The following is a 12,213-nucleotide window of genomic DNA, read 5'->3' as shown; positions in this document are numbered from 1 at the left end:
CCTGATTCAAGCTAACTATTCTGATGTACTTTCACGAAAAGGGTTTTTACGCAGAGGGGATGAGGTTACTCTATTTCCTCTCAATTGCTTTGTATTTATGAGCTTTATTCCGCTCTGCTGAGCGGGTAACTTTTGTCTAGCGACACAAAAGTTACCAAAAGGTCGCTTTTAAGAGCAGCGCCTCGTATCCTCATGGAGACATCATGTTGTCAATGCAGAGCCTCATCAAGGCATAGATTGGTTTTGAGGATAGGAGACAGGGCATTTTTAACTGACTTTGAAACACCATAGGGTCGCGCAACTTCGTTGCGTCGAAGTCGCTTCTACGGTTTGCTTGCCGCTGGTCAATTTCAATCAGGTATCAACATGTTCTAATTGGCACTTATTTGAAAATAGATTAGAGTGTAAACATGGTGTCTAGGAAGACGAAAGCCACATATTTTCCCTCCTGATGCTTGGTTATTAGACAAAACAAGCGTGCTTGTTTAAACCGAAGCCTGAACGCTCATTATGATCTATTATTTTATATAAATCATGATGTTAGCTAAATTTATCTAAATGGCTAAGACCAGAATAATGCGCACACCGATTTATTGGGTAAACGCGAATTATTAAAATTGTTAGTACCAAAATATGAATATAGATCTATGTAAACCGCTAGAACTCCCCAGTGAATTCGTTGATCGGCTTAGAGCTATTGAAAGCCCGTGCATGGATCATGAATTCTCGGAATCGTTAGTTGACCGAAGTGATGTGTCCTGTCTAGCTAGGGACATTGATCGTTATTGTAGAAACAACCGAATTATCGGTGTTCATTACACGAGGGCAGTACCTGAAAGTATCCGATCAAAAGGACTTTTGATTCGAGACGGCAAGGAAATAAGAGAAGTTTTTATAAAGGAGCACGGGCACCTATTTTCTCAAGAAGAAATCCTGACAATAAAGAAACGATGGGATGACTATTTTGAGCATGGCCAAAGCTCCGTTAGAAATCAACGTATTTTCTTCAACTTTACGGAGATAGAGCTTGGAGGTGCTGGAACGGAGTACTTGCTCGGATTGTACGGTGGTGAACAAGTAAGCATGTGTTTTGAATTAGACGAGCCTATTGGATTAAAACTTGGGTCAATTGGGGCTCCGCTAGTCGTTCGATGCTCACTTGACCCCAACCAAGTGGAAACGTTTATCGAAAACCCATGGGGGAAAATACTGATTTCCTCTTTTCAGGCATTAACTAATCCCGACGCATATAGGATTGAGCAGGATGGATATCAGTCAGTACCTGTAAAGCCAGAAGATATTGTCGAGATCCGAGTATTAACAAATCAAAGCACACGGACGCAGCAAAGCTGCGCCGGTGTTTGAAGCGTTAGCATGTAATCAGTATCGAATATCGAGGAATATAAATGAAAGCTAATAGTTATGAAGATCTAAGTAGCCTCTATCAATGGATGGATTTCATCGTAAATGAAAAGGATATTGATATGAGCAGCATAGATTGCAATTTGAAAATTTTCGGTGATGGGGATGACGCTTATTTGGTGATTAATGTCTACGGAAGCGACACAAATTCAACTGAGTACTATTTTAAACCTGACGACACAGAAAATGGATTGATGGCACTTATTTCTTGTGTGAGAAGCTTCAATTTTTCGTTAAAAGAGCTTCTAGAAAAGTTGCCATTTCAAAACTATGTAGAGAACGATGTTGGCTGTTATGCATCTGTTAAAGGTATAAAAATATTCAAAGAAAATGTGGTATCAAACTAGGGAGAAAACAATGAAGAAAAGTATCAGAATTACCGTAAAAAATGTGTCCAGTAATAATATTAAAAAGCCAACATCGGATTCATCGATAATTATTTCATCCAGAAAAATTGATCAAGCTTTAGAGAAGAGGAAGAAAGAAAAAAATAATGCTGAGGAGTTTACCGAATGGAAGTAAAGGTATTTACCTCTTCTCTAATAAGAGACACCATGCCAGATTCGGAGTTGGCCAACCTTGTATCAGAGTTTAGAGAGTATAAAAAATCTGGGAATGCTCCGCTACTCTTTGGTCGAGATGCTTCATATAATCGTCCAGATGCAGTTCTTAAGGCTGATATGCATCATATTCACCTAAGGGGCAATGAAAAATGGACTTTAAAAATTGTTCAGTTCAGAAGGCTGAGCAATCTCCACCTCATCTATTGTCGTGGCTTCATGAATCCAAATGCATACTTGTTAATTGCAGTCATAGATAGAGCGCATGAAAGAGCACGAAACATTAATTTCATGCTGGATATGGCCGAAATTGCAGAGAATTTTCGATCAAAAGTATGAATCAAAAGGGTCAGTGTCATTGATCGTTCTTAACTGCTCTAGAGCCTTGAAAATAATGTCTTTTTAAGGTGTTTTTTTCGGTAAATTTTACTTTCGAAAAGTTTATCGGTTGGTTAGATTAAAACCAATAACTCTTACACTGGCTGACTTATGGGCGACACCATTGGTCTCATGGAGTCTGAGGATCGAGTCTTGCCTAATGATTAGGATTCGAGTAAAAAGAGTCATAGTGTCATAAAAAAATAAACGTAAATTTCGCCTGAACTTTGGAAATCTCCCTTAGCAAGAGAGAAAAAGTACTGCGATATTAACAGGGACGTCGCCAATCCTGAAAAAGCAAATTCCCTATATAAAGTACGCAGCCCAGTAGGTTATAGCCATGGCTTCGCCACTGTATAACCGCTTAGTAGTTACATTCAAATCGTAAACTACGGAGAATATTGAAATGACTGAAATACTTAAGGACATACTAATTTCCGCTGGGGATATTGATCGGTACTTCGAAAAATCCCCAGTAAACTTGTGGCGCGCCAAAAGAGTTTCTGATCGCGGAACACTCTTCGGGTTGGTTGAGGATAATAAAATACTTTCAAATGGACAGCCCAGACCTGCAGACATATCGATTTCAGTTAAGGCTGGGGTAAAGTGGGTTTCGTGTCGCCCTACTCCTAGAGGCATAAGCACATTTGATAAGCCGAACACCTTTAGAGGTAGCTCATGGGAATATTACAAAATTCCCCATGGGACGGTGCTTCCTGTTGGCTTGGCTATTGTAAAGGATCGATTTAATGCGCGGGTCGGGGCAACACATTACACAATCGCTCCTGCGTATGATATGCCGCTTTCCCATTTTAAAAACCTTTTGAATCAACTTGCTGCTAAAGTCGTTAAGGAGGCTATATGAAACTAGAAATCTCTGAACAACATTTGATGCTCTTAGTTTCTGCCTTGAATGATGCAATAACATACAATGAAAAATTTCTGTCTAGCGAAACGATTAAAGATGTTTCAGATTACGAAGAACATTTACTTTGTTTGGAAAACTGCCAAGGTTGGCTTGAGGAGGAGTACGAGAGAATCGCCACGGAGAATAGTAACCTGTTGCCCTATAGTAAGCTGGTAAGGAGAATGTAACAAAGCCAAGCAACGGCGTTTGCTTGTTGCAGCTTCGCTTCTACTCCAAGTGCTGCGGACGTTGGTATGGCTCCCCACGTCAAGTAGCACACAGCCATTTCTTCTAAATGAATAGACCTTTTGTACTGCTCAAAAGAGATGACTGAATACATTAGAAGAAGCCAGTAAATTCGTAGATTAAGAGGTTTTTTCCTATCAGAGCTGACCTTACTTTATACATTGTGTTTAGAGCTTGATATGCGTCCAAAATGGATAAGTTTAGTTCCGCGCCGAGCTTCGATATAGGCGATTTCGATAAGCTCTTTATGAGTGTCCAGCCCTATAAAAACTATGCTATGTTCACTCATGATAGCCTCCATGATTTAGTTGTTGACACACTCATTATGGCTCTGGTTTTACACTAACCCACTGAATTGGAGACTAGTCTCGTGGGGAGTCATTATGTCTATGTCCAATTAAGGAAGAATTCAGCGAAGTGAACTTGGTACTTTTTGATTTTGATAAAACCATAGTAAATAGGGATACTGGCGCAGCGTACATGAAGTTTATGCTCTGCCGAAATCCTTTACGCCTATTGTTTTGTTTTTTGTCTTTGCCTATTTTTATCCCATTTTTGTTTCATGCGAAGAGTAAATGTATAGGATTCTCGGTACTTTTATGGCTCGCAACGCTTGGAATTAGCGTCAGAAAAATTATTCATCTGCGTGAGTCCTTCATCCGAATGTACCTCAATGATAATTCAACCATAATTTTCAAGGACGCTGTCCAACAGCTATTGTTGCACTCGTCAAATGCAGATGAAGTTATAGTTGTTAGTGGAGCATCAGAATGGATGGTCAAAGCCATCTTTGCTCAAAAGTCTCTCCCTAAAGTTAAATTTGTCTGCTCTGAAGAAACTCGATTTTTCGGGGGCATGATCAGTAAATTTCACTGTTACTCATCTAGAAAAGTAAAACGTGTAAGAGAGCTCTTCGATTTAGGAAAATATGATTCAATTATTGGCTACTCAGACAGCTCAGCTGATATTCCAATATTGAAACTTTGCAATAAGCGTTACATTGTCAACCCAACTCCTACGTGCTTTAAAAAGTTCACAAGGTCGTTTAATAAGGAAATGGCAGTTTTAAATTGGGCATAACAATCGTATAAACTCGCTCACTGAGTTCGCTTGGATAAAAACACGTAGGCTCCCTGCGCTTCGCTTGGTATTGTAGACTATTTAATTTTGCCCATTATGGGGGTCTTGACTTTAAGGAAGCTGGGAATAAATGGATGAGGGAGTGGAAATGGGCTGAAAGCAAATAGTGAAATCAGTCACCATCAATCATTGATATAGCGGTTTTGCTGACTCGTCTTATGATGGAGGCTGCAATGGCGACGTTGTATTGATGGCCTAAAATGTAAGCTGACAGAATTTTCGTAAGCCATGTTCAAGCAAAAATATCTACAAAATAGATTGGTCTATTCCTATACTCTTATAGGATGAGTATAAGCATAATACTCCCGTCTTTTTATCGCGTGGCAGCGGCTTCCTGTTTGGTCAGGCAGTTTACTGATAATGATGCAGTTTTTACTGGGCTAGTGTGCCATCTGCGTTGTTGTGTGCTTTCTTATAATCACATTCTGAACGGGTACAAGCAGTAGAGTACATAATGACAAACTATATCCCCCAAACCACTACTATTAGTCAATCTGAGTTGATTTTGTCGTTAACTACTGCATTAGATATGACTGAAGGGCAGCCAGTCGAGCATTGTATGCGCTGTTGTTGGATAGGTATGCACATCGGAAAGGCCCTGCAGCTTAATGAGCAACAGTTGTACGATTTATTTTTTACCATACTTTTAAAAGATACTGGGTGCAGCAGCAATGCCGCGCGTATCTGTCAGTTATACGGTACGGATGAACGGCAACTGAAAAATGGCTTTAAAACCATGGATACTAGCTTAATCGGTGCTGTACGCTTTGTAATGAAAAATGCTGGCTCTAACCAAAATTGGTACGAGCGTTTACGAACCACCTTGGATATTTTAAAAAATGGCCCTCAATACGCCAAAGAGGTGATTTATACTCGTTGTACACGTGGGGCGGATATCGCTCGTGAATTATTGTTTGATGAAGAGGTGGCGCTGAGCATCTACAACCTAGATGAACACTGGGATGGTGGCGGCTCACCGCACGGGGTGGCGGGCTCTGCGATCCCGTTGTACGCTCGTATTGCACTGACATCACAAATTATAGATGTGTTTCATTATTCGCAAGGCATGTCAGCGGCCATCAAGGAGCTGCGTAAGCGGTCCGGTACTTGGCTGGATCCAGAGCTGGTGATCATTGCTATTAACTTGCTGAAACAAGAGGCCATTGTCGCTCCTTTAAGTGCTGATACTATCAGTGAGCAAGTTTTGGCCATTGCGCCAGTTGGTGCGAGAGAGGCCACAACGGATGATTACTTTGATCGTATTGTGAGGGCGTTTGGGTCGATTATTGATGCCAAAAGCCCATTTACCTCAGGACACAGTGAGCGAGTTGCTCTTTTCAGCGATATGATTGCAACAGAGCTTGGTTTGCCAGAAGCGGATCGGCTATGGATTCGTCGCGGCGCGCGCTTACATGATCTTGGTAAGCTTGGAGTTAGCAATACGATTTTAGATAAGCCCGGCAAGCTTGATGAAGATGAGTGGGAAGCAATGAAACAACATGCTTCGTACACCTACGATATACTTAAGCTCATTACGCCGCTAGAGCGTTTTGCCTACGTGGCGGCCTCGCATCATGAAAAGCTGGATGGCACGGGGTATCCAAATGGGTTGCGGGATGAAGATATCTCATTGGTCACCCGCATTATTACCACCGCCGATATTTTTGATGCAATTACGGCCGAAAGGCCATACCGTAAGGCTGTTCCGGCGGAGAAAACGCTGGACATTATGCAGGGCAGTGTTGGGACTGCCATTGACAGTCGTTGCTTTGACGCACTAAAACGCATTATTGCAACGCAGCCAGATGAGATTGCCAAGTTGATTTCGTTGAACACATAAAGACCGACATGAATTTCTTCATCCTGAATAACTCTTAAGCTATGAAGCGCAATACAATGTAACCATAAAAATGGAGGTAGCATGAAAATAACATACGAAGAATCCGTTCCGAGTCCGCAGGAATTCTGTGAAATGCGCGTAAAAGCAGGCTTATCAGCCAAGTCTATAAAAGCGGCCACAATAGCCTGTATGGCGTTTCAATACGACAGGGTGGGGATTTGATAGCCATGGGGCGTGTCGTTGGTGATGGTGCGTGTAATTTTGAGGTCGTGGATGTGGCCGTTGACCCAAAGCATCAGGGGAAAGGGCTGGGGCGAAAAGTGATGGAGTATATCGATCACTATTTATCATCCGTTGCTTTAGAGGGGTCATATGTTTCAATGATTGCGGATGAACCTGCCTTTTACGAAAAATTGGGATACAAACTTGTTGCTCCCTCTTGTCAGGGCATGACAAAAAAGTTTAAACCTCGAGCTCGATGAATATGCGAAAGAGACAGAAAATACGCTTCGATTTTGCTTTTTATAGCAGGGTATAATTCACGCCCTTGACCCCATTGTTTATTAATTGATCTATATTTATCTGTTTCTCAATTTAATAAATCTATTAGAGCAATTATCTATTTCAATCTATTAGATATTGACTAATGATAAAGTCAAATGCTTTTAGTTAAGTGCTACTGTTTTACGCTAGAATTTTTTCTATTTTATAAAAAATTAATGAACTCCTCCTGTGTTATAGAGTCTAAATGCCCAAAATTAATAGGGTATATGAATTACTCAAGGTGTGTTTATAAGGTTGATTAAGTCAAATAGAAAAAGTGCCAGATCTTGATAACCTCAGTGAAACCGCCGACGTATACTCGAACGTGCTCTATGAAAAAATACATAAAAGTGTCATCTATCCATAGGATGATCTATTACTTCTGACGAGCGTCCGATGGCGTTGCTTTGTTAAAGCAAAAAGGTTGTCGGTATAAATAAAAACACAGAGGAGCATTAAATTGAAATATCCTAAATCCATCAGAGCGATACATTGGCTCAGTGCAGCAATTATAATAGGTTTGCTCACTGTTGGCATTTATATGACCCCTTACGATGAAGCAAATGCAGCATTTGAAGATAAATTATATTTTTGGCATAAATCATTCGGGTTGTTGCTTTTTATTATTGTTATAGGGCGTCTGATTTATCGAAGAAAGCGCTCTTTACCCGCGTTACCCAGTGGTATATCAGGACCTGAAAGAAAATTAGCAAGACTCGCCCACATATTATTCTATATTCTAATGGTTGTTATTCCTATATTGGGATATATTCAATCTAGCAGCTATATATACAGTAATGGGGTCAGTTTTTTCTTCTTTGATTTACCTGAAGTCATACCAAAAAACAACCATATATATGAAATAGCCAATGCATTACACAAGTGGCTAGCCTTTGTATTGATAGGTCTTATTGTTGCTCATGTATTAGGGGCATTAAGGCATCGATTTTTTGATAAAAACAAAGATAATGATGTATTAGGCAGAATGCTTTAAGCACTGTATAGCATACTCGTAATATCCTATGTCGGTCTTGGATGATGGCTAAGATGGATAATCAAGGAACGTTTCTAAGTATAAAAAGCGGATCAGTCTATCCGCTTTTTTGCTTTTTTACTCTTCGAAAGAAAGAAGTCCACAACACGCTTGTCGGTGTCCTATCATCCGATTTTTCCATGTAAAGCTTTATATTTTAAAAGCGAGTAAAAAGAGTTGTTTGAAGGGGCGGGTATGATAGGCTTTCTTCAGCTGACTAGAAATATTTAGGAGTTTGATATGAATGAGTCTATATCAGGGCAATGTCATTGTGGATCCATTCAATGGACAGCAACGTTACCGCATAAACGTGCACTCAATTGTCATTGTAATATGTGTCGCTCTCTAAGTGGTGCGGATTACAGCTCTTGGATTGTCATTCCGTCAGAGCAGTTTAGTATAATGTTTGGTCATGAATATGTGACAGAGTATCAAGCGACGGAATCCTTCTCGAAGTCCTTTTGTAAAAAGTGTGGTTCAACCGTTAACTGTATTAATGACGATAAATTCCCTAACCATATTTATATTACAAAGGGGAATGTGTCTACTCACTTCAATATTCCTGCTGAGATACAGGTGTTTACAAAATTTAAGGCTGATTGGGTTGAAGTTGACAAAAATATTCCGATTTTTAATTAATACTATATTGTCATTATAATAGATGGTTTTTAATTTTTACCTTCAATTTTAGGCTGTCGTTCTATTTTAATAGGATAGGATCATAATATGAATGTAGAAGTAACCACTCAGCCAGATCCATCCGATATTGACGAAATTCGTGCCGGGTTACGTAAGCATAATAGTCCGTTTCTCGGTGATGTTTATCATACGGATGTCGCTTGCTATTTGTATGACGAGCACGGAAAAAAATTAGGTGGCTTAGTGGGGGAGATTTGGGGACATTGGCTGATGGTTAAGTTTCTATGGGTCGATGAACACCACTTGAACAAGGGGCTGGGCCGTCAACTATTAAACAAAGCCGAGGAGTTTGCTCGCAGTAAGGGCTGTCAATCCAGTTTTCTTGATACCTTCAGTTTCCAAGCGAAACCATTTTACGAAAAGCAGGGTTATAGTGTACAAATAACGCTAAACAACTTTCCGATTGAAAGTAGGCGCTAAAGTGCTGTGAGTGGGTGAAAGCCTATCTAGCATGGTTGCAGGCTTTTATCCCTGCATTCTGCTAATTACATGGAGGATAAATGAGTATCAGAATTATTGAAGTTGTTGATTATCGAGATGAATGGCCTGATCAATTCAGTCAAGAGAAAGCAGTGATTCAATCTCTATTCTCGAATGATAATGTTGAGGCCATTCATCATATTGGTAGCACATCGGTAAAAGGGCTTTGTGCTAAACCAATTATTGATATTCTTATGGAAGTAAAAAACTTGGAAGTGCTAGATGATGAAAGTCATTTGATGGGGGCGCTTGGCTATCTTGCAAAAGGCGAATTTGGGATTACAGGTAGGCGCTACTTCCAAAAAGGTGATATACAGAGAAGTCATCAGATACATGCTTTTTTGTCTGGTTCGGTCGATGCGAAAAGGCACCTTGCTTTTCGAGATTATTTAATCGCTTTTCCTCATATTGCATCAGAGTATGCTTCCATTAAGCGAGAAGGTGCATCAATATGTCAAAATGATGTAGATATTTATTGTGACCACAAAAATAGTTTTATTAAAGAGCATGAAGCGAAAGCGTTAGATTGGAAGTTTGCTTAACGGCCCATTCATGAAAAATAAATAGTTTTATTTTCTTAAAAATGACCTAAATAAGGAAGATTTAATGTCAGAGAGTCATAATCCATTTCAAGACACTAAATTCAAAGACTTTGAGTTTTCTAAATCAGATATGACCGGTGCTAAGTTTAATGCTGTTGATTTAACTGGCTCATCCTATTGGGCTGTTTTAAAAAATGCTCAATTTACTGACTGTGATTTAGAATCTTGTGTGTTTAATGACGTTAATCTAGCCAGCAGTTGCTATGAGAATATCAACTTAAGTCATGCTTCATTTCATAATATAAATATGTCTAGTGTGTCTTTTAGTTGTTTGAATTTAGCAAATACTGAAGTAAATGATGCGAACTTGGAAGGCATGAAAATTAACGGGGTGCTTGTGACTGACCTTTTTGAAGCCTATGAGAAAAAGGCGAGTTCAATGAGGGAGATGGTTTTAAATAATATTCGTGCAAGGTTTTCTTCTGTATTGGATGTTGTTAATTCACTAACTCCAGAGAGTTATACTGCTTATCTTAATGTAGCGAAGAATAAGTCCGTTGGTGACCATATTTGGTGTATTGTTGGGGCGCGAGAAAGCTATTCACAGTCGCTGATTGAGGGGCAGTGGGCAGGCTTTTCTTGTTCACTTGATTCAACAGAAAACCCTACTGAAGCCGTGGAAAAATTAACGGCTTCAGCCGCCGTATTTGAAAAGGCGATTTCAGGCATTGAGGATTGGACAGGTGAACGCGAGGCGTTGTTGTTAAGTCTGCTTGAGCACGAAGCCACTCATGAAGGCCAGCTTATTCGTCATCTGTTAGCCTTGGGTGAGTCATTGCCTGCATCCGTCAAATGGGCCTAATTAAGCTGTCATATCAGATGAGCTAGTACAGTTTAATAAGGCCCTTGTAATCTATCTATAAGTAGTCTGTGCTGTTCGGCATTTACAATTTGTTGTTAAATTGTTTGACGGCATCGACAACTTGCCTTGCGCCCGTCTGTATATCGCCCATTACATGACCGGCTTCGGTGGATAAATCGAGGGCTTTATGTGCCTTCTCCATGGATTCTTCAATCAATGATACGGCTTTTTCTGTAAGGTGCTTATTATCCCCTACAACCTGAATGATTTCCTCTGTCGCCGAGCTTGTTCTAGAGGCCAACTGTCTGACTTCATCAGCGACAACCGCAAAACCTCGTCCTTGTTCACCTGCTCGTGCTGCTTCGATGGCGGCATTTAGAGCAAGAAGATTGGTTTGATCTGCAATACCGCGAATGCTTTCTACCAAGCTGGATACTTTGGTTGACTGAGCATTGAGTTCGCTGATTCCTTCACTTGCGTCTCTCATTTGCGAGGATAGCTCATCCATGGTCTGGATCGTCGATTCTAAAACATTCATGCCTTTTAATGTGTTTTCATCTGTTGTCTTTGATATTTCATAGGCAATTTCGGATGTTTCTGCGATGGCAAACTCTCTATTCATTTGCTCTGTGATCACGGTGGCTAATTTAATGACCTTATAGAGTTGACCACTGTCATCGTGAACTGGGTTGTAAGAGGCCTCCAACCAAACAACATTGCCATTGCTATCTAATCGCTTAAACCGATTGGAGACATAGGTACCAGAGCGAAGCTGTTGCCAAAAATCATGATATTCCTGAGATTCGGCTTCTTTTGGGTCGCAGAACATTCTGTGGTGCTTTCCAATAATCTGGCTTTTCGAGTAGCCCATTGCATGTAGAAAATTATTGTTCGCGTTTAAGACTATGCCTTCCAAATTGAACTCAATAACCGCTGTGGAGCGATGTAGGGCGGTTAAAATGTCTTCCATTTCTTTGGATTGGGAAATGGTTTTGGTTAATTCAGCGCTATAAACTTCTAAGATGACAGAGCCGTCAGCCACCTTTTTAGGCTGAATAGTTGCTCGGTACCAAACTTCCTTGCCATGTTTGTTTTGAACCTGCAAAGCACCATGCCAATGCTTCTTCTTGTTCATTGCAGAGAGCATTTTTTGACAATGTTCTTTTTCTAGGGACTTTTTGAGGATCAAGTCATTAATGTTTTTAGTGAGTATTTCATTTTTTTCATAGCCAATTGACGTGGTAAATAATGAATTGGCATCTAAAATTTTTCCATCCGAAGACATAGAGAAAAACAACATTTCTTGCTGAAGTCCATTCTGAGTCTCTTGAAATGAGGCCAACTCTCTTTCCAATTCAGCAATTTTAGTTAATAGCTTTTTGTTACCAAGCATCCGAAGATTCCTTAAATACAATTCTACTTACCTTCAGGGTAGTGGATGTTTTGCAAGAACACGATAGTATTTTTGTAGCAATTAATTAAAATCAAACCTTCTCTAGCAGAAGGTTGATGTTTTGGATGTGAAGGTTCGGTAAGAGAGGAAAGACAGGTTATTTTCCCT

Annotated in this window: 15 protein-coding genes and 3 pseudogenes; 15 read left to right on the top strand and 3 right to left on the bottom strand. The window is 40.1% G+C overall.

The features are described from left to right. Positions 1 to 711 precede the first annotated feature (711 nt). From MSP8886_RS16380 to MSP8886_RS16360, 6 genes are all read left to right on the top strand, one after another. Positions 712 to 1,365, top strand: coding sequence for a hypothetical protein (locus tag MSP8886_RS16380; RefSeq protein WP_139063165.1), 654 nt, complete (start codon positions 712 to 714; stop codon positions 1,363 to 1,365). A 41-nt stretch (positions 1,366 to 1,406) separates the two neighbouring features. Continuing rightward, positions 1,407 to 1,769 carry a hypothetical protein gene (locus MSP8886_RS16375; RefSeq protein ID WP_067018389.1) on the top strand — a complete coding sequence of 121 codons (363 nt, stop codon included), beginning with the start codon at positions 1,407 to 1,409 and terminating at the stop codon, positions 1,767 to 1,769. 10 nt (positions 1,770 to 1,779) lie between these two features. Continuing rightward, entirely contained in the window at positions 1,780 to 1,944 is a 165-nt protein-coding gene (locus tag MSP8886_RS22365; protein ID WP_175365318.1) for a hypothetical protein, read from the top strand. Further along, the gene (locus tag MSP8886_RS16370; protein ID WP_067018387.1) at positions 1,935 to 2,321 is read left to right on the top strand and encodes a type II toxin-antitoxin system YafO family toxin; all 387 of its coding nucleotides are present in this window, start codon (positions 1,935 to 1,937) and stop codon (positions 2,319 to 2,321) included. The genes MSP8886_RS22365 and MSP8886_RS16370 overlap by 10 nt, the downstream gene beginning before the upstream one ends. Positions 2,322 to 2,766: 445 nt before the next feature. Then, the gene (locus MSP8886_RS16365) at positions 2,767 to 3,225 is read left to right on the top strand and encodes a Tse2 family ADP-ribosyltransferase toxin (RefSeq protein WP_175365317.1); all 459 of its coding nucleotides are present in this window, start codon (positions 2,767 to 2,769) and stop codon (positions 3,223 to 3,225) included. Next, the gene (locus tag MSP8886_RS16360; RefSeq protein WP_067018382.1) at positions 3,222 to 3,455 is read left to right on the top strand and encodes a hypothetical protein; all 234 of its coding nucleotides are present in this window, start codon (positions 3,222 to 3,224) and stop codon (positions 3,453 to 3,455) included. Before MSP8886_RS16365 ends, MSP8886_RS16360 begins: the two co-directional genes overlap by 4 nt. Positions 3,456 to 3,670: 215 nt before the next feature. On the opposite strand, the pseudogene MSP8886_RS22595 reads toward MSP8886_RS16360, so the two are convergent. Further along, positions 3,671 to 3,802: pseudogene (locus tag MSP8886_RS22595) on the bottom strand (IS110 family transposase); the annotation flags it as partial. Positions 3,803 to 3,930: 128 nt separating this feature from the next. On the opposite strand from MSP8886_RS22595, the gene MSP8886_RS16355 reads away from it, so the two are divergent. The 9 genes from MSP8886_RS16355 (at position 3,931) to MSP8886_RS22590 (ending at position 10,652) form a co-directional block, all read left to right on the top strand. Then, positions 3,931 to 4,593 (top strand): HAD-IB family phosphatase, encoded by a 663-nt coding sequence (locus MSP8886_RS16355; RefSeq protein WP_067018380.1) that lies wholly within the window; start codon positions 3,931 to 3,933, stop codon positions 4,591 to 4,593. 514 nt (positions 4,594 to 5,107) lie between these two features. Then, the gene (locus MSP8886_RS16350; protein WP_067018378.1) at positions 5,108 to 6,493 is read left to right on the top strand and encodes an HD-GYP domain-containing protein; all 1,386 of its coding nucleotides are present in this window, start codon (positions 5,108 to 5,110) and stop codon (positions 6,491 to 6,493) included. Between the two features lie 81 nt (positions 6,494 to 6,574). Then, the gene (locus tag MSP8886_RS22470; RefSeq protein ID WP_217491358.1) at positions 6,575 to 6,715 is read left to right on the top strand and encodes a hypothetical protein; all 141 of its coding nucleotides are present in this window, start codon (positions 6,575 to 6,577) and stop codon (positions 6,713 to 6,715) included. A gap of 5 nt (positions 6,716 to 6,720) precedes the next feature. Next, a complete protein-coding gene (locus MSP8886_RS22465; RefSeq protein WP_217491357.1) occupies positions 6,721 to 6,975 on the top strand; it encodes a GNAT family N-acetyltransferase in 255 nt (84 codons plus the stop codon). Positions 6,976 to 7,496: 521 nt separating this feature from the next. After that, complete coding sequence (locus MSP8886_RS16340) at positions 7,497 to 8,030, top strand: cytochrome b (protein ID WP_175365316.1); 534 nt, start codon at positions 7,497 to 7,499, stop codon at positions 8,028 to 8,030. A 279-nt stretch (positions 8,031 to 8,309) separates the two neighbouring features. Beyond that, the gene (locus MSP8886_RS16335) at positions 8,310 to 8,708 is read left to right on the top strand and encodes a GFA family protein (protein ID WP_067018373.1); all 399 of its coding nucleotides are present in this window, start codon (positions 8,310 to 8,312) and stop codon (positions 8,706 to 8,708) included. An 87-nt stretch (positions 8,709 to 8,795) separates the two neighbouring features. Beyond that, entirely contained in the window at positions 8,796 to 9,188 is a 393-nt protein-coding gene (locus MSP8886_RS16330) for a GNAT family N-acetyltransferase (RefSeq protein ID WP_067018371.1), read from the top strand. 80 nt (positions 9,189 to 9,268) lie between these two features. Continuing rightward, the gene (locus tag MSP8886_RS16325; RefSeq protein ID WP_067018369.1) at positions 9,269 to 9,790 is read left to right on the top strand and encodes a GrpB family protein; all 522 of its coding nucleotides are present in this window, start codon (positions 9,269 to 9,271) and stop codon (positions 9,788 to 9,790) included. Between the two features lie 64 nt (positions 9,791 to 9,854). Further along, the gene (locus MSP8886_RS22590; RefSeq protein ID WP_245659121.1) at positions 9,855 to 10,652 is read left to right on the top strand and encodes a pentapeptide repeat-containing protein; all 798 of its coding nucleotides are present in this window, start codon (positions 9,855 to 9,857) and stop codon (positions 10,650 to 10,652) included. 82 nt (positions 10,653 to 10,734) lie between these two features. On the opposite strand, the pseudogene MSP8886_RS22830 reads toward MSP8886_RS22590, so the two are convergent. Then, positions 10,735 to 11,166: pseudogene (locus MSP8886_RS22830) on the bottom strand (methyl-accepting chemotaxis protein); the annotation flags it as partial. Positions 11,167 to 11,286: 120 nt separating this feature from the next. Continuing rightward, positions 11,287 to 11,937, bottom strand: a pseudogene (locus tag MSP8886_RS22825) (PAS domain S-box protein); the annotation flags it as partial. Positions 11,938 to 12,213 lie beyond the last annotated feature (276 nt).

It is taken from the genome of Marinomonas spartinae (assembly GCF_900089775.1).
Lineage (GTDB): Bacteria > Pseudomonadota > Gammaproteobacteria > Pseudomonadales > Marinomonadaceae > Marinomonas > Marinomonas spartinae.
Note: the sequence above shows the minus strand (reverse complement) of the source record. Positions and strands in the feature narration are given on the sequence as shown.